The sequence below is a fragment of the Leptospira neocaledonica genome (assembly GCF_002812205.1).
GTDB lineage: Bacteria > Spirochaetota > Leptospiria > Leptospirales > Leptospiraceae > Leptospira_B > Leptospira_B neocaledonica.
In genome coordinates, this window is record NZ_NPEA01000004.1 from 379,288 (window position 1) to 397,570 (window position 18,283).

The window sequence follows — 18,283 nt, forward strand, 5'->3', positions numbered from 1 at the left end:
GATCGGTGAAAAAGAAGGACGGTAGCCCTGTCTACCCCACAAATGGTGTGTTCAGAAATTCTCGAGAGAGAATTTTAGAAGGCGCTGCGATAGCTTTTGCCCGTAAGGGTTTCCATGGAACTTCCCTGAGAGAAATCAGCAGAGAATGCGGGTTGGAGCAGCCTAGTATCTATCATCATTTCCATTCCAAAGAAAACTTGTTCAGAAAAGCGTTGGTTGCCACTCATTTGATGATATTGAACGATATCCGAAGCAGAGTGATAAAAGACAAAGGTTTAAGAGAAGAAGTTGTATCGGTATTCCGGGCAATTTCGGATATCGCAAGGCAGTTCCCTGATAGAGCCAAACTTCCGTTCAGCTTGGTTTATTCTGCCCCCGAAAATCTGGTCCAAGAATACACGAACCATTACGGGGCCCAATATAGAAAGTTATTGGATGCGGCTGTAGATCGTAATCCCCCTGCTAAAAATGCGGAACTAAAGCTTTCCCTTCTCGTGGACTTATTGCATAGTTTGATACTTTCCATCTCCTCGGTGAGATTTTTTGAGGATCGAGTCAGGGGTTTGGAAGATAGGATCGATCATATCCTTCTTACTTAAGCCCGAAAGCTAAGTTTAGGACTCTTTTTTTTCTCGTAAGCCTCGGTCGGTTCTGTTTTCTGGTCCCCATGAGCGCACCTGAAATCGTACCAATTGGCCAACTCCCTCCATTAGGAGTGGTCCCTAAAAAAATGCATGCACAGGTCATCCGACCAGAGCGTTTTGGTGATCCAATCAAGTCCATCCAGCCGGAAGAGATAGATGTTCCTGAAATCGCACCGGACGAAGTGCTGGTTGCTGTTATGGCAGCCGGAATTAATTATAATAACGTTTGGGCCGGACTCGGATTTCCAGTCGATGTGATCGGAGCTAGAAATAAGAAAGGCGAGCCTGAGAAGTTTCATATCGGCGGTTCGGACGCATCCGGAATCGTTTATAAAGTAGGTTCCGAAGTTAAGAATGTAAAAGTAGGAGACGAGGTCGTCCTACACTGCGGGATCTGGGATAAAAAAGATCCGTGGGTCAAAGAAGGAAAAGATCCTATGTTTGCACCTTCCCAATTGATTTGGGCATATGAAACTAACTGGGGATCCTTCGCACAATTCTGTAAAGTCCAAGACCACCAATGTCTTCCTAAACCAAAACATCTTTCTTGGGAAGAAGCAGCTGCTTATATGCTCGTTGGAGCAACCGCATATAGAATGCTTCACCATTGGAAACCGAACGATGTAAAACCAGGAGACGTGGTTTTAATCTGGGGAGGAGCCGGTGGACTCGGAGCCATGGCAATCCAGATCGTGAAGGCGGCCGGTGGAATTCCAATCGCTGTAGTATCTTCCGATGATAAGATCGACTTCTGTAAAAAACTTGGCGCTGCCGGAGTGATTAACAGAAACAATTTCAAACATTGGGGCGCTCTCACTTCCGATATCAATAAGCCTGAAGTATTTGTAGAATGGACCAAACAAGCCAGAGAATTCGGAAAGGCGATCTGGGACATCGCAGGAAAAGGAAATAATCCTAAGATCGTATTCGAACATCCAGGCGAAACCACCATCCCTACTTCCGTATTCGTATGCGAAACTGGAGGAATGGTAGTTATCTGTGCCGGAACCACAGGTTATAACGCAACCGTAGATTTAAGATATCTATGGATGCGCCAAAAACGTTTGCAAGGTTCTCACTTCGCTAACGACGAGAACGCAGCGGGCTTAAACCAACTCGTAATCGACAAGAAGGTGGATCCTGCCCTCTCTCATACATATAAGTTTGAAGAGACTGCGCAAGCTCACCAGTTGATGAAAGAAAACAAACACCCTTCAGGAAACATGAGTATCCTAGTGGGTGCCGACAAATTAGGATTAGGTAGAAAGTAAGCTACCGCAGAAGGGCTCCTGGATCCACGAGTCCTTCTGCCCTCCGAACTATATTATAAAAGTATAATCAAATGAAAGCGGTCCAACTTTCCTCTTTCGGAAAAGAAAATCTCTCCTTAATCGATTTACCAGACCCAGGCAAGCCAGGCCCGGGAGAAGTTCTAGTCCGTTTTAGAGCGGCTTCCCTAAATTTCAGAGACTACCTAGTAGTACAAGGAAAGTATAATCCCAAGTTTCCGGTTCCGATGGTGCCATGCAGCGACGGGGCAGGAGAAATCGTAGAAGTGGGAGAAGATGTAGTCGATATAAAATCCGGAGATAAGGTAAACGCGACCTTTGCTCCGTACTGGTTATCGGGGGCCGCAGACAAACACCAACTCAGAACCACACTAGGCGGGCCTCTGGACGGAACCTTAAGACAATACGCAATCCTTCCCACAACAGGCGTCGTTCCTATGCCTCCTCATCTCAGTTTTGAAGAAGCGGCTACATTGCCTTGCGCCGCCCTAACCGCTTGGTCTTCCTTTTTTGTGGAGAACAAACTTCAAAAAGGTGAATCAGTCGTAGTCCAAGGAACCGGCGGAGTTTCCTTATTCGCATTACAATTCGCTAAAGCAGTTGGAGCGACAGTTTATCTGACTTCTTCTTCCGATGAAAAACTGGAAAAAGGAAAATCCTTAGGTGCTGACCATCTGATCAACTACAAAAACATCACTTCCTGGGGAGAAAAGATCAGAGAATTAACCGGCGGAGAAGGAGCCGATCATATCGTCGAAGTCGGCGGAGCCGGAACTTTGGAACAATCCATCAAAGCGGTGAAACTTTTCGGCACAATCCATCTGATCGGAATATTAGCCGGTGCGATCAAAGATTTGAACTTATTACCGATCGTAATGAATCAAATCAAAGTGCAAGGAATCGTAGTCGGTCATAGACAAGGATTTTTAGAAATGAACCAAGCCGTGGAAAAATGGAAATTGAAACCGGTTGTGGATAAAATTTTCGAACTTTCAGAATTTAAAGATGCTTTGGAATATCTGAAAGACGGAAAACATTTCGGAAAGATCGTAGTTCGAATTCCTTAAATAAAACCTCTCTCAAAAAAAACGGCCCGGGGAATTTTATTTTCGCCCGAGCCGAATCTCAATACCGTAGTTGATGATTACGGATTCGTAGGTGGAGGTACCAATTTATCTCCGGAGTAAGTATATTTCACCATATACGTATACTGGTCGTATTGCGGAGAAAATGCTCTGACAGAACCAGGAACCCATCCCCAAATTGCTCGCATTTTATCGTCACATGCATTCATCCCTTGGATTTCGGTCACATCATGATAATCACAAGTATAACCAGTTTCCAACAATCCCGGTAAGAGCCATCTCTTTGCAGTATAACGCCCCATACGTGCAGAAAATCTATTCAATGGTTCCCATATGCTGAAGTCCGCATTTTTTACGTCAACCGGACGATCAGCCAGAGGCGGCTCCATTGATGCAGGGACATTTGCTGGAGTCATAGTAGTATCCTTATAACCGATCAGATCAGTTTTAGTCAGCTTAGATCGAACTGGAATCTCCGCTTTATCCGTCGCTACAAGAATGTCTCTGCAAGGGGAAGTCCCTTGAGTAAAGCTCGATTGAAGAATCAGAGTCGAAGCGAGATTCGGAGCAATAACAGATCGAAAGCGAGGATAGCTCCCTGGATTAACCGTTAAAGATACTGGAGGGATCCCGTAATTCCCGCCGGCAGTGGCTTGTACTGTTCCGACTCCTGGATCAGAAGAAGAAGTTGCGCAATCGTTGCCCGCCAGATCATAAAAATTATTAACGAATTCCAAACTAGAACCCTCTGGTAAGAAACCGTATTTCTTATAATCAGCCCAACCTGCATTTTGAATCAAACGTAGCTTAGAGTATCCACCTACATTCCCTACTCCTTTTTTATCAGAAGGAGAAAGAGCAAGGTGAGTGTATGCTCCGCTAGATTGATTATTATAAATAAATGAAATATCCTTAAAGCCAGTATTAGAATTTAAAAATAAACTAATGAATCTTTGAGAAGACCCTTTAGCAAACATTAATCTTCCGGAATCATCGAAGGAAATCGAATCGATCGAAACCGCCCCAATTACGGACTCACGAATAAACTGTAAGGAAGGGACCCCGCCCGTAAACGTAACTCTATAGGAGCGAAGTAGATTGTAAGTGGTATTCTGACCTACTATCGCATCATAACCTCCTAATATGTATAACGTATACACTGGGTTACCTGACCAATCCATATAAGAAAGGAATTTAATCTGTCTTCCAATAAAATTGGTTCCGGATTCTATACCCGAAGGAATGATACTATTGTAAGTAAGATCTCCCGATTTCTTATACCAAACTTTGATTTCTCTCGAAGGCACCGACTTCAGTGTCGCAATTACTTCTTGCTCGTCCTGAGGATTATACCTAACCAATGAATCTGCAGAAATCACACTATTAAAGTTAGGATTCGCAAGACCATTTGTGTTTAAGTTCAGATAATTGTTTCCGTTATGCAGAAACTCGTATTGATTCGTATCATGTCCGATCAGAAGCCCTAAGCCACGATCAAAAGGCATAACGAACAGAGGGCTCGCAGTAATTTCTGGGTAAGATGGCGTAGAAATTACCGGACCAAAGGAACCGAAAGAAAGCATATCAATTTCTACTCGATTGTTCTGATTTAAGTAAACGATATTAGTAACTTCGTTCGAATTAACATTAACCGAAAACGAAACAGCCTTAAAACGATTCAAAACATCCGTATAATTATGAGAAATGGAAGATACACTCCCCAAACTTCCGACAACATTCGAATTATCGTAATAACCTAGACTTCCGTTTCCGATTGCAATGAAATTCGGAATCTTATAAGCGATTCCGCCACCGCCATTGGTGAACTTGATTTGATTTTTCAAACCCAGGTTAGTATATTTTTGAGTCCAGGTATTATCTTCCCATTGTGAAGAATAATTTAAATAAGTGAAATCCGTAAATGAACTCGCTGCATTCCCATTCGTATCGTAGGAAATATTCGTGACTCCTAACCAAGAAGTATCCTTCGCTTCCCACTGTTTGAATTCGTATTTTTTAATATTGGAAACGTTTCCGGCCCCGTCTTTCGCCCATATCGCGACTTTTTCAGGTCCGCCGGCTGCTTTACCGAGTTGAACAAAAGTTTTGGATTCGTAACAATTTTCTTTCCAAGTATTAAGTGAGGATCCGCTAAAAGGTCCGAAACTCAAAGCCCCAAAGGGTTGACGTTCGAATTCCGCTTTAGTCATCCCGGCTTCGAGTTGGCGGATATAACAATATTTTTTAACGGTTCCCGCCGGATTCGTATCCGAAACAGAAGCTGTAAAATCCACGAAGTTGGAACTTGCATTATCCGACAAGAGCGTAAATGTTACGTTCGGAAGCACAGTATCCGCCATAGTCGGATCAGTCCCTAAAGACAATTCGGTAAAATCATCGACTCCGTCTCCGTCAGTATCCGTGTTTACGGAAGACATGAAAGTGTTAGAAGTTCCTCCGATAAATAAAGGGCGAATCGAAGTAGAAGTTTCCGTAATGTCGGACAATCCGTCCCCATCCGTGTCAGCACTCGTAGTCACAGAGGCGGTAGTAATTCCGTTATAAATTCCATCATTATTCAATGAGAACACGGAATAATAATAGGTCGTGTCAATGGCCAAGCCACTATCCAAATAAGAATAAGGAGTGATTTCCGTTCCGGAAGCCTCTTCCCCTTGTGTAGGTATCATAGGCGGAGAAATCTGACTTCTACGAACGATAATATTTCTAGGAGCATTCGTATCAGAATACGAGAACCAAAAAAGATTCTGTGTAGCTCCTGGGAAAAATTTTACGGAAACCGGATATGAGACTTTCAAGTCCGGACCTGAAGCACAAAGTAAGCCTGACGAGACGGAAGTTCCTTCCGTATTCTTAGGCTTTACAACTACCCAAAAATTGGATCCCGCTAAGCTGGGCGTGGTCCCCTTTTTATTTCCACCAAGAACAACACGACTTCCTTGCAAATAGCTACGCTTATAAACTTTGTAACCAAGTCCTCTTATACTTTGGGCTGGGTCCGTACCAGGATCGGTAGTATAGATAAATTTTCCGGGTAGAAGAGTAAAATCCGTTCTTAACCAATCCGCATCATTAGAAGAATCGGAAGAGTCAAAGCCTGCCCTCGCATCATACATAACGTATATGTCTATGTCTTGAACCGCATTAAAAGAAACATATTCACTCATACTAGATTCTGAATGAATAGAACTAGAACCGCAAGATCCAACATCACCTTGGCATGTTGGAATAAAAGCAGCAAACTGAAATCCCAGTTCTCTAAATGCACCTTCGTTTTCTTTTACGAAATAAGGACGATCCAAATAAGTTTGGTATCCTTCCCCGATAGTTCCGATTTGAGCTTTAGAAACATTTGAATCGTCAAGAACTCCTTGGATTCCCCAAGAAGCAGATTCTTCAGTCAAACATGCAGTAGGAGCTGCAACTCCGGTATCCGGTAAAACTGGCAAAGCCGTTAATATAAAAGGAGTAAAATGGTTCGTATGAACCGTAACAGTCGACTTCTCCTTGTCTAATGTACCTTTTTCGAGAAGTTTCCATTCTTTGGTAACGTAATCTTTATACCAAACATAGAGTTCTTGAGAAAATCCATTGTCATTCAGAGATTCCAAGTCTACGGGAAATTCGAATTTTGCTGGTTCAGAAAATACAAAACTCGAGTTTCGATTCGGTTCGGTTTCTTTTCCGTCTTTATCCTTTACTGCCAAGCTGATATCGTAAATTTTTCCAACAGGAACCTGGGAACGCCCTACTAGTTTCGGAACATTCGAGTCTTCGGAAATTCGAAGCTGATCCGCCGAAATTTCCTTAGGCAGGGTAACAATCGGAATCGAGCTAGCCAAAATAGGAGCAGGGAAAGTTGATTTGCTTCCCTGGAACAGGTTTCTCCAAAACCCTCCAGAACAATCGAAGCAAAACAACGTTAGTGTAAATAACAGTGAGTAACGAAGTTTCATTTTCTAAATATCCAAGTCATATTTTCTTGATACTTTAAGCACAAGAAATTCACATACGACTATAGTCAATCCTTAGGACAAATTCAGACACATTTAAGTCTAAATTTTAAAAAGTATTTTATATTTTCATAATTTTCTTATCCCAAACGGAATATGGAAATTTTAGTTTTTGGAAAAATGGAGAAAAAATTAGAACGAGGAAAAATCAAAAGAGGAGCCCGGGATATTTTAATGTGCATCCCGGACAATTTAAAAAATCTAATTCAAGCCACGGATTCTGCCGGAACTTGTTTCGTTTCTTTTCGGGAATTATAGAGATAATCCTTTTCTTTATATGCCATAAATCTTCCGAAACCGGTTTGATTACCAATCTCGGGCAAAACTTCTCCATTCTCTACAGCAACTTTCCCATTGATGAGAACAGCACGAATCGCTTCTTCGTTTCTGCGAACTAAACGGACCATTCCGCCAAATTCCGGCATTGGAGTTTCTTGGATAGTTTCCACTTTTTCGTTTAAACCATTTGGATTCAAAAGAACGATATCTGCTTGTGCACCGATCTTCAGCTTCCCGGTATCCAAACCGAACCAATCTGCGATTTCTCCGGTAACTCTCCATACGGCTTTTTCAGCGGAAAGAAATGGTTTTCCTTCCATCTCTGCATCTCTCACTAATTTCAAAAAGCGTAATGGAAAATTATAATGCGCCATTCCGCGTAAATGAGCGCCCGCATCGGAAAATCCGATCAAGACATCCGGATGACTGACTATATATTTTAACGGACCTTTACGATCGTTTCCGATCACAGTATACCAACGAATATCGTTTCCATACTCTGCACATAGATCCAAAAATGTTTCGACTACATGTTGTTTTCTTTCTTTGGCTAATTCTGAAAAAGATCTTCCTACCAGTTTTTGGTCAGGACATTCTACTATCTTGGATTCGTTAAAGTCCCTGTGAAACACTCTTGGCAAAAACCAATTCGTCCATTGCCTGCGAAACCATTTTCTATATCCTTTATCTAGAAGAAGTTTTCTTCGTTCGGCAAGATCCGCTAAATGAATAGCCGCGGTTCCTGCTCCGAATTCTTCAAACACAACCACGTCTACTCCATCCGCATAAAGATCGAATACGGCAGGAACAGCTTGTAAACGAACATCTCCTTTTAAGATCGTATTAACGATTCGGGTAAGAAACGCCACTAACTTGTAAATAGAACGATTGGATCTTGGATCCATCAGGGAAATGATTGTAGTCTTCAGTTTTTTTCTAAAAATTCCCAAACTTTCCTTAAAGAATAAAAGAACATTATATTTTGTAGAAACGTTCGGTACTCCTTGGAATATCCGATCTTCTCTCCGAACAATTTGATTTAATCTGCTGATCTCCGACCATTTAGCAAAAGTAGAAGGAAGCGGCTTACTCCTAAAACGGTTCCCATCCATTTTATCCCAGGTAAGAGTATTGATAGAAAGTCCTAAGTATCCGCAATCGATCGCCTCTTGCAGAAGTTTTTCCATTTGAAGCATCTCTTGTTCGGTAGGTTTTACCCCATAAGAAAGAGATCTTTCCAATCCCATAGAATAAGATCTAATAGCAGAATGTCCTAAGAAGGTAGAAACATTCGGTCCCAAAGGAAGTGAATTCAAATGGTCCGCATATTCTTTCATCGAATTCCAAGTTTTCTTTTTTTGTAATAGTGGAAGCACCTGCTCTCTAGGGATCGCTTCTACCCTACTGAACATATCCGCCAGATCTTCAGGCGTTCCGATACAAAGACTAAGAGAACAACTCCCCATCGTAATGGTAGTTACCCCGTGCATCACGGATTCTTTAAGTCCCGGAGAAGCTTCTACCTCTGCATCATAATGTGTATGAAAATCTATAAATCCTGGAGTTATCCAAAGTCCTTTTGCATCGTAGACCTTTTTTGCGTCGCCGGAAATAGATTTTGAAATTTCTGCAATCTTTCCCTCCAAGACAGCGACATCTCCAATAAAAGATTCCTTTCCATCTCCATCGAATATTCTTCCATTCTTGATCAGAACATCGTACTTCATATGATTCCTCTTCTCTATTATATCTTGTAGAGCTTCGCTACGAAAGTGTATAATAATCGATAGTCAATCTTTTTCAAATTTTTGGAATATACGTGAACAAATGTTCACAAAAAAAAGAAAATTATATGTGCGACGAAACCGATCACGTAGATCCTAACTCTGATTGGCGCTAATTCGAACTTTCGCCCATACAACTTGTGAAGAGCACGGATCTCCTGAATTGTTGCAGATCACCGAATATTCTTCTACAGCACCTGCCAAATCCATCAGTCCAAATTAGAGCACGATCTACAAAAAGTTCACGATCCCCCTCAGGCTCCGGAAAAAAATTTCCAAAACAGCATCTCTTTTACCCCAAATGCGTTAGTCACCTTTGAAAGTCTTGATTTATCCATTTGGGACCTTCTTCGCGCAATATATCCCTAAAGGAATATTTACAAAAAACCGACCGTTATATAAAGATATTAGTTTCATATCAAACGTTATTTTATCGGCATTTTTTTCGAACGTTTTATCTTGACAGTTATGGGTCTTGATTTAATCTTCAAAAGCTCGGTTTTGTACCGAGTGATACAAATAAAAAAGCGAACAAGTTAAACTAAGCGAATCTCAATCTGAGACCATATAGACAGCAAGAGAATAGTGAAGAGGTAAACTCAAATGCGTAAATTAGGACTAGCGTTATTGCTCCTATTTTTGTGTAGCGGCACGTTGTTCGCTTCAGGGGGAGGATCTTCCTCCAAACCGTTAGCCGGATCGTATCCGATCGTTCTTTCCCACGGACTTTTCGGTTGGGGAAAAGATTCATCCGGAATCATTAGTATTGTTAACTATTGGGGAGGAATGGACACTTACCTTCAATCCCAAGGTGCAACTGTATACGCTCCTACGAAAACTGCAGCTCAATCCAATGAGACTCGCGGAGTTCAATTAAAGGACAAAGTTCTAGTATACATTGCTGCAAACGGCTTCAGCAAAGTGCATATCCTTGGCCACTCTCAAGGTGGATTGGATAGCCGTTATGCTATTTCAAATTTGGGACTTTCTTCCAAAGTTTCCACTTTAACCACTTTGAATACTCCTCACAGAGGATCCCCAATTGCGGACATCGTGACTACTGTGCTTCCTGATTGGATTAAACCTTTTGTTAGTGCTATCTTAGGAGCTGTAGTTCAATTGGTATATGGTGGAGGAAATCAAGACGCTCTTGCTGCTTTAGGTTCCTTAACTACTAGCGGAACAGCGGCTTTCAATACCCGTACTCCAAACGTATCTTCCGTTAAGTATTACTCTTACGGATCTTACATCACCATTCCTGACCTAATCCAACACCCTTTAATGGGAATCATTCAACCTGCATGTGTTGCCGGTGGATTGTTCAACGGACAAGGTGGAACTTGTGATGGACTCGTTCCTTACACTTCTTTGAAATGGGGAACCTTCAATGGTGGACCTGATTACGGACTTCTAGTTACTGGTGTGGATCACTTACAAGCATCCAACACTTTGAATTCCGGAAAACCTTGGTACGACGTGGAAGGTTACTTCCTGAAAATGGCTTCCAACGCGAAATCTAATCAGTAATTTCGAACGTTGTGTCTGAAAAAAGCCGGGAAAATCACCCGGCTTTTTTTATGCCCAAACCTACGTGTAGAATATCGATTTTCTAGTTGGTATTTTTCTAATATTCTTCATTCTTTCCGCTTATGAGTTTTTCCCCGAAATTTGCGATCTTGGGTTCCGGAAGTATAGGAACATATATCGGAGCGTACTTGGTAAAAGCAGGGTATCCTGTAGTATTTGTAGGTAGAGAAAGATTAAAACAAGAGATCCAATTATTCGGTTTAGGGATCAGCGACTATAAAGGTAATTCTTTTACGCTCGCCCCAAGCCAAGTCCGTTATGTTACTGATATAAAAGAAGCTAAGGACTCGAACGTATTTTTGATCACAGTCAAAAGTAAGGATACGATAGAAGCAGGAAAATCCATCCGTTCTCTTTTTTCTCCTGAAGAACTTTCCAAAATTATCGTAGTAAGTTTTCAGAATGGGGTTCGAAACTCGAAGGAATTGGCTTCCATCTTACCTGAGTTAGACGATAGAAATTTGGCCGGAATGGTACCGTTCAATGTGGTAGCAAAAGGTAAAGGGCAGTTTCACCAAGGGACAAGCGGAGAACTTGTAGTTAAATCAAACGAATTCGGGAACAAAATCCATTCTTGTTTAAGAAAAGCAGGATTACCTTCTATCGTACATAAAAATATGGAAGGTGTTCTTTGGGGAAAACTACTTTTCAATTTGAATAATAGTTTAAACGCACTTGCAGGCATTCCTCTCAGAGAAGAATTATCCCAAAGAACTTACAGAAAAATTTTAGCATCTATGATCTTAGAAGGTTTAGAAATACTGAAACATTCCGGGATCCAACCTGCAAGCGCAGGTAAAATGATCCCTTGGCTCGCTCCTATCATTCTTAAACTGCCTGATTTTTTATTTTTCAAAGTAGCTTCTTCTATGGTCAAAATTGACCCGGAAGCAAGGTCCTCTATGTGGGAAGATCTGCATCATGGAAGAACAACTGAAATTTCTTATTTGAACGGAGAGATTGTACGTTTGGCGGATGAGATCGGTCATAAGGCACCAATCAATCGTAAGATAGCTTCTTTAATTGCAGAAGCGGAAAGCGGTTCCGGTAGATCTCATTACGATGCGGAAGCGCTTTCCAATCTTTTAGGAATTATTTAGGTTTCTTTGTCACCAGGACCGGAAGCAGTATCTTCCGGTTTTCCTCTTCCAAAAACGAACCTTCTAACTGCATAAAATAGGCCTATCGCAGCAGGGATCAATAGTTTTGCTCCTTTGAGTAAGAACCCACCGATCACCGCAAACAATCCTGCTTTTTTCAGAAGTCCTCCAGCAATCAGACCTCCGATTCCATAAGCAGCTAAACTGTCTATTTTAGAATCATAGTCCGCATAACGGTTTCCTTCCGCAAAATCCACGCTCTTAAGAATTCTGCCCACATCATTTTCTACTCTTTTCAGAACGGTAATATCTCCGAGTACGTTGAGTAGAAGATAACCGCTTCTTCCTAAAACTCGAATATTATAATTGAGAGTGTTTGTTTCAGTTCCTTCGAATTTATATTCTTTTGCCCAATGCAATTTTTTAGCGGCAGAATCATAGTAAGGAGCAGAAGCCCAGCCGACTAATTCTAATCCGGAGTATCCGTCTTTTTTTCTCTGCTCACTTTCTTCCTTAGCGGAATCCTTCAGATCGGATAATAGTTCGTCGTATTTGATCTCTTTAGAATCTTCGTCATCCACATGTCCTTCATCTACGTAATCAATGGTGATCGCATATGATCCCAAATCTAAAGGTGTTTCATTGTCAATGAATAGAATCCCAAGTCCAGGTTCGCTAGTTGGAGGATTTCCCCAAACATCTTCCAATACGATCTTGCTATCTTTCGGATTTAGATATTTGTAACCTTTTGGAACTTGGATATTTGCGATCAGTTTCCCATCCTTATTCGAAAGGGGCACAAGGTTAGTCTCATACTTTAAGGATTTGATCCATTTCATTAGGTCAGCATCTGTTTCAAATTTCTGAGCGGAAACAGGGAGGCTCCATAAGATGGCCGTAAAAAAGAAAGCGGCCAAGAATCGACGAATCATATATTCTCTCCGGATTGAATTCGAGTAACAGATAATATGCTGATCTAGAAGGAATTCGGACAACCAATAATGTTTAAATTGGAAAAAATATATTGAAAAGAACGAACGTTATAAGACGGACCTAAGGAGTTTTGGCGGTAAACAATCCCACTTCTTTTCTAACATGTTTTAGTTCCCATTCCTGCAAGCTCATACCTTCTTCTTGGGCCCTTCTCGCTCTATAGGAATTTAATAAACGATAAGTAATCGGATAACCAAGTAAGGCAAGAGGGATCCCGAAAGCAAAACCACCTACGAACATAGGAAGTCCCATCTTATCGAATAAAAAAATGGTCCAATGATACAATCCGCTGATCAGATCCATGGACTCAGATTCTTTGGAGATGGCTAATAACGTATCGAAACTGATCTGCTGGAAAGGAATTCCAAATAAAAGTAAAACCTGTTTTCCTATCCAATAGAATAGAGAATAGAAGAACGGGACTGTGACTGGATTTGTGATCCAGATCATTGCAATTGCAATCGGAAGATAAAAACGGATTCGGAGCAAACGAAGTACTAACCAGGTCCCCAATCCTAAATACATTTGCACTCCTACCAAAGGAGTCATGGACCAGAGCAGACCTATAGTGGTTCCTAAACAAACCTCGTGGATAGGTGCGTAAGATTCTTGGAAAGGTAAGATGATTTGTTTATGGATGATCCGCCAGATCGTTCTGAGAAAATTCATTAGGTCCTGTTTTATTTAGAACTGGAAAGTTTGGAATATTGTTCCCAGGATTTTGAGTATTTCTCCATTGCTGGGAATAATTCGAATGCTTTTTTTGCGGACTCGCTTGCTGCCTTCGGGTTTTTTTCGAAATCGTTTTGTAACTTTGCCAGGAGATAATAGGTTTCCGCTTTGATAATTAGGTCTCTGTATTCAGTTTCTAATCCTTTTTTTAAGGATTGGATAGAAGCCACCTTGTCTCGATCCAATAAATGCACAAAGCCAAGCCCATAATAAGCGGAGCCTTCAGGCTTTACTTGGATGGATTTACTATACCAGTCTATGGCTTCCTCTCTTTCATCTTGAGAAAGAGATAAATTTCCCAGATCCGTAAGTAGCATGGAGCTGTATTCCTGATCTTTGGTCGCCTGTGCAAGTACTAAGGCTTGTTTATATCTTGTTTCCGCTTTTTCGTAATTTTGTTTATGTTTTTCAATTTGAGCGAGCCCTCTCAAGCAATCGATGGAGTTTTTATTCTCCTTTAAACAAAGTTTATATTCTTTTTCTGCAGAAGAATCTTCTTTTCGTAAATAATGAATCCAACCTCTAAGATAATGGACCTGATCCATTTTACCGGTTATAAGGGCTTTATCCTTGGCCTTCTGAACTGATTCAGTTAAATGACCAGAGTCCAATAGATCTCTGATTTCAAGAATAGAAGGTTCATTCTTCTCCCCTGAACAAGCGAAATAAGAAGCCAATACAAGTGTAACGCTAGCTAAAATAGAATAGTTTCTAGAAAAATGAAAACAGTTCATAGATATGATTCGTATCGGTCTTTTTCATGCTCTTCCGAAGGACCAACATGGCAACAGGAATTTCCGAGTTTTGGAGTTGATTTGCCAAAATACTTCTTTTTTCGAAAAAACGCCGTATTGGACGTATAATTCTTCGTTTTTTTTCCTCTAATCATCTTTGAAGTTCCAAAGGCAAACTTTAGGGCTACTTCTTCCGTATTTGCGGAATCCAAGCAAAAAGTAGAAGGTCAAATGTTTTAGAGCCGAATTTGGAAATTATTATTTTCCAAAATTCTCTCGAATACTCTTGTTAGTCGGAGAAAGATTGACGAGAAAATATAAACCGATGGAGGATGGTCCAACCTTCCTGCTCAATGCACACGGCAAAATACTTATTCTTCTTATTAGGCCCCATCGGCTTCCTCATTTTCCTTTTGTCCCTCACGCCCTGGCATAAGGAGGAAAATTTACGCGCTTACAAAGGTGTAATCGACCTAAGAGGGATCCAAAGTGCTAGTTCCGGCCCAGTAGATCTGTCCGGAGAATGGGAATTTTTCTGGAGTCAAGAGCCAGGAAAAATCCTGGAATCCTTTCACGGGAATATGACTGTTCCAGGTTCTTGGAATAGAGAGACTGAATTACATCCATCTTACGAAAGACTAGGTTATGCGACCTATAGACTAAAAATTCTTTTACCAGATGTTTGGGTGGGAAAGGTCCTCACTCTAGGTTTCGGTACTGTTTGGAGTTCCTATAGATTGTATCTGGACGGAGAGTTCTTAGGAGAATCAGGAGATCCATCTACTTCTCCTAAATCGAGCGTTGCAAGAGTACAGCCCAGATCTTTTTCTTTCGTTCCTAGTTCTAGTCAGATAGAAGTTTCACTTTTTGTTACGAATAATTTCGCAAGGCAAGGAGGGATCAGCTCTCCCGTTAAATTGGGTCCTTCCGAAGTGATGTTATCCACGAGAACCAGGACCATCTTTACTGATATTTTTGCATTCTCCAGTTTAGTGATCATGGGGCTCTATCATATATCTTTGTATTTATATTTAAGATCCAGTAAGGCTCCTTTGTATTTTGGATTCATGAGTATGGCAATCGGTATGAGGACTCTTGTCACAAACACAAGACTTCTGATGGAATTTTTTCCTTCGATCAACCAAAACGGGATCCAGATAATTGAGCAGATCTCTATGATGTGCGCTACTGGATTATATCTTCTGTTCTTCTATGAAACTTTCAGTGTTTACGCATCCAAACTTTATATAAGGATTTCCTTAGCGATCATCTCACTATTTATTCTAATGACACTATTCGGTTCATTGGAATTCAATAGTAGTAAGGTCGCATATTTCCATTTGTTCATAGGGATCACTATCAGTTATGTGATCTATGTAATCTTCGGCATAGATTTTGATAAAGAAAGTAATTCTTCTTATATCTTATATGGATCAGGAATACTATTCTTAGGAGTAGCGATCGATCTGTTCTACACTTATATTCTAAAGGTTTCCTCTCATCAGGTTTCACATATTGCACTTGTACTTTTCGTGTTCTTGCAATCTTTGGTGATCGCTTCTGATCGTTCATCAAAATATAAAGAAGCAAAACTTCTCACGGAAGATTTACAAACCATGAACCTTGAACTTTTCGAAATGAAAGAAAAGTTAGTACAAAAGGTAGAAGATAGGACCAGAACCCTAAACGATACACTGCAACAGATCAATAGAGAATTAGAGATCGCTCAAAACGTACAAAGAAAGATCCTCACTCCTCCGGAAAGAGAAATCAAAGGAATTCGTTTTGACTACGTATATAAACCTTTGGAAAAAGTGGGTGGCGACTTCTTAGATATCTCGGAAATCAATCCTGGCCAGGTAAGAGTACTCTTAGCAGATGCAGTAGGGCATGGAGTGCAAGCAAGCTTAATGACCATGGCCTTAAAAACGGAATACGAAGAGTTAAAAAAACTCCCCTGCCCTACCCATGTATTAAAAGAACTGAATGGAAGATTTTTAAGAAAGTTCGATACTTTAGAAAGTATCTTCCCTTGTTTTGTGGCCGATATCTATTTAGAAAAAAAAGAAGTCCTCTATGCATCTGCAGGGCATCCGGACCAGGTATTACTTTCACCGGATGGTAACTACGAATTACTTCATAAAACCGGCCCTATATTAGGACTATTCGATGATCTCGAAATTGAATTTTCTACTTATAAGTTCCCTTTAGGAAGCCGTTTATTACTTTTTTCTGATGGACTCATCGAAAACAGAAGAAAGGAAAATAGATGGAGCACTGTGGAGACAATTGCAGCCAGGGCCTCCACACTTTCCAAAGTTAGTCTCCAAAAACTATTGGAAGAATTGGTCGTAATGGAAGAAAAATCCAGAGGGGACGAACAAAGATACGATGATATCACCATCATCGCGATCGAATCTAGAGAAACCCCGGAATATCCCGCATAAACAGATCTAAACGTTTTCCTTTTTCAAAAGGAAGAAGGTCCAAACTCCGCATAAAAATTCGAATCCACTCGGCAATAAAATCATAGGATGGATCCATCCTAATAATACAAATATAACCAGGACAACAAATTGAAAACTCCTGGAATGAGTGGTCAATTTTAAGAATGGACGAATATTATCTTGGCCCATTCTAAAATAAAAATATCCTAATATGATAAGGGTCAATCCAACCACTCTTACCCACACATCACTTGCACTTAATAAAAAAAGACCTAAGAAAAAATTCGGAACAGTGATCAGAAGAAGTCCTTCGATCAGTAAAAAGATCCCGAAGTATTGTACACTTTTTGCTGAGTTTATCATGGGCAATAGGCATATCCAAATTTAAAAGAAGGACAATCTATTTTTAAAAAGAAATCACACTCAGGAATAAAAAAAGCCCCCAAAATCGGAGGCCTTTTTATAATATAAGATAAACGAAAAGATTAGCAGATAACTACTAATTCTCCGGAAGCTTTTACTTCTCCTGATTCATCAGCGGCCTCTACAGCCACAGTAAGGAGTTTTTCTCCGTTTTCTTCTTTCTTACGTTTGATCTTGCCGGAACAAGTTAATTTTTGCCCAGGCTTGGTCATTGCTTTGAAAGTGACTCCGAATTCTTTGATCTGCTTTTGGTCTGCCCAAGAAGTACAAAGTCTTCCGATCTGAGCCATTACGAACATACCATGCGCGATGGTTCCGTCTAACCCGGTTTTACGAGCAAAATCAGGATCGTTATGAATCGGATTAAAGTCACCGCTCGCTCCCGCATAACGCACTAAATGTGCATGTGTAATCGTATCCACTTTTAAAGGAGGGAGTTCTTGTCCTACTTCGTACTTGTCGAATTCAATCTTACTCATTTTAATCCTCCTATCATTGTTCCGGCTTACGGATGAAAATGGACATTTCAGCTTCGATCACAGTTTCACCTTTCGCATTACGAATTGTGGTGCGGAAAGTCATCGTATCCATTTTACCTACGGTTACGTTAACACATTCACCCTGGGAAGAAACCTTGCCAGGATAAAGAGTTTTAACATAATTATATTTTTCTTTAAGATGTAGGATCCTGGAAGTATCAACTCCCATATTCTCCATATCTTTCCAAATTTTAGGATATCCCCAAAACTGAATCACTGTCGGAAATGTTGGAGGAGCTGGAATGTCCTCGAATCCTGCTTTTTTTGCCGCTTCTAGATCGAAGTATATCGGATTGGTCTCGCCGATCGCTAGACAAAACTCTTTTATCTTTCCTCTTTCTACGTCGAATTCGTAGGAGTCGAGTTTTGTGCCGATCAGGTCTTTTGAAATGCCTTTTTCTGCCATAATCCTTTTCCTTGGGATTGGTTTAAAAACCTTCGAAAGATCGAAGGTCGTTTCTATGGCCCTATTTTTTAGACACCGATCTCACAGGTCCATTGAATTTTTAGTAACGAACGTTCTGTTCGATCAAACAACCGTTCACTGAATGGTGTTCATCCGGATGATAGTCGCTTCGCTCCTGAAGCCCGCGTTGCGGACTATAAGTGTTGT

At 40.8% G+C, this 18,283-nt stretch carries 14 protein-coding genes; 6 read left to right on the forward strand and 8 right to left on the reverse strand.

What is annotated here, in order from left to right:
• Window positions 1–5: 5 nt before the first annotated feature.
• The 3 genes from CH365_RS08935 to CH365_RS08945 all read left to right on the forward strand — a co-directional run bounded on the left by CH365_RS08935 (window position 6) and on the right by CH365_RS08945 (window position 3,000).
• Window positions 6–599, forward strand: a complete 594-nt coding sequence (locus tag CH365_RS08935; RefSeq protein ID WP_100768216.1) for a TetR/AcrR family transcriptional regulator — start codon at window positions 6–8, stop codon at window positions 597–599.
• 68 nt (window positions 600–667) lie between these two features.
• A complete protein-coding gene (gene ccrA / locus CH365_RS08940; protein WP_100768217.1) occupies window positions 668–1,915 on the forward strand; it encodes a crotonyl-CoA carboxylase/reductase in 1,248 nt (415 codons plus the stop codon).
• Between the two features lie 71 nt (window positions 1,916–1,986).
• Window positions 1,987–3,000: a zinc-dependent alcohol dehydrogenase family protein gene (locus CH365_RS08945; RefSeq protein WP_100768218.1), complete on the forward strand. Its 1,014-nt coding sequence runs from the start codon at window positions 1,987–1,989 to the stop codon at window positions 2,998–3,000.
• Window positions 3,001–3,077: 77 nt separating this feature from the next.
• Here CH365_RS08945 and CH365_RS08950 read toward each other — a convergent pair whose 3' ends face one another.
• Both CH365_RS08950 and CH365_RS08955 read right to left on the reverse strand, forming a co-directional pair.
• On the reverse strand, window positions 3,078–6,881 hold the full coding sequence (locus tag CH365_RS08950; RefSeq protein ID WP_125226305.1) for a hypothetical protein: 3,804 nt from the start codon (window positions 6,879–6,881) through the stop codon (window positions 3,078–3,080).
• Between the two features lie 377 nt (window positions 6,882–7,258).
• The gene (locus CH365_RS08955; protein WP_100768220.1) at window positions 7,259–9,058 is read right to left on the reverse strand and encodes an N-acyl-D-amino-acid deacylase family protein; all 1,800 of its coding nucleotides are present in this window, start codon (window positions 9,056–9,058) and stop codon (window positions 7,259–7,261) included.
• Between the two features lie 660 nt (window positions 9,059–9,718).
• On the opposite strand from CH365_RS08955, the gene CH365_RS08960 reads away from it, so the two are divergent.
• Both CH365_RS08960 and CH365_RS08965 read left to right on the forward strand, forming a co-directional pair.
• Window positions 9,719–10,642 carry a lipase family alpha/beta hydrolase gene (locus CH365_RS08960; protein ID WP_100768221.1) on the forward strand — a complete coding sequence of 308 codons (924 nt, stop codon included), beginning with the start codon at window positions 9,719–9,721 and terminating at the stop codon, window positions 10,640–10,642.
• A gap of 122 nt (window positions 10,643–10,764) precedes the next feature.
• Window positions 10,765–11,802, forward strand: a complete 1,038-nt coding sequence (locus tag CH365_RS08965; protein ID WP_100768222.1) for a 2-dehydropantoate 2-reductase — start codon at window positions 10,765–10,767, stop codon at window positions 11,800–11,802.
• Here the strand turns inward: CH365_RS08965 and CH365_RS08970 are convergent.
• The 3 genes from CH365_RS08970 to CH365_RS08980 form a co-directional block, all read right to left on the reverse strand.
• A complete protein-coding gene (locus CH365_RS08970; protein ID WP_100768223.1) occupies window positions 11,799–12,734 on the reverse strand; it encodes a DUF2167 domain-containing protein in 936 nt (311 codons plus the stop codon). The two genes, CH365_RS08965 and CH365_RS08970, sit on opposite strands and share 4 nt — an antisense overlap.
• A gap of 121 nt (window positions 12,735–12,855) precedes the next feature.
• Window positions 12,856–13,464 (reverse strand): DUF2062 domain-containing protein, encoded by a 609-nt coding sequence (locus CH365_RS08975; protein ID WP_100768224.1) that lies wholly within the window; start codon window positions 13,462–13,464, stop codon window positions 12,856–12,858.
• Window positions 13,465–13,475: 11 nt separating this feature from the next.
• Window positions 13,476–14,261 (reverse strand): tetratricopeptide repeat protein, encoded by a 786-nt coding sequence (locus CH365_RS08980; RefSeq protein WP_100768225.1) that lies wholly within the window; start codon window positions 14,259–14,261, stop codon window positions 13,476–13,478.
• A 353-nt stretch (window positions 14,262–14,614) separates the two neighbouring features.
• Here CH365_RS08980 and CH365_RS08990 point away from each other — a divergent pair, with 353 nt between their 5' ends.
• Entirely contained in the window at window positions 14,615–16,708 is a 2,094-nt protein-coding gene (locus tag CH365_RS08990; RefSeq protein ID WP_100768295.1) for a PP2C family protein-serine/threonine phosphatase, read from the forward strand.
• Between the two features lie 6 nt (window positions 16,709–16,714).
• Here the strand turns inward: CH365_RS08990 and CH365_RS08995 are convergent, their stop codons facing one another.
• The 3 genes from CH365_RS08995 to CH365_RS09005 all read right to left on the reverse strand — a co-directional run bounded on the left by CH365_RS08995 (window position 16,715) and on the right by CH365_RS09005 (window position 18,076).
• Entirely contained in the window at window positions 16,715–17,071 is a 357-nt protein-coding gene (locus tag CH365_RS08995; RefSeq protein WP_100768227.1) for a hypothetical protein, read from the reverse strand.
• A gap of 122 nt (window positions 17,072–17,193) precedes the next feature.
• A complete protein-coding gene (locus CH365_RS09000) occupies window positions 17,194–17,610 on the reverse strand; it encodes a MaoC family dehydratase (RefSeq protein WP_086447269.1) in 417 nt (138 codons plus the stop codon).
• 13 nt (window positions 17,611–17,623) lie between these two features.
• Window positions 17,624–18,076, reverse strand: a complete 453-nt coding sequence (locus tag CH365_RS09005; RefSeq protein ID WP_100768228.1) for an FAS1-like dehydratase domain-containing protein — start codon at window positions 18,074–18,076, stop codon at window positions 17,624–17,626.
• Between the last annotated feature and the right edge of the window lie 207 nt (window positions 18,077–18,283).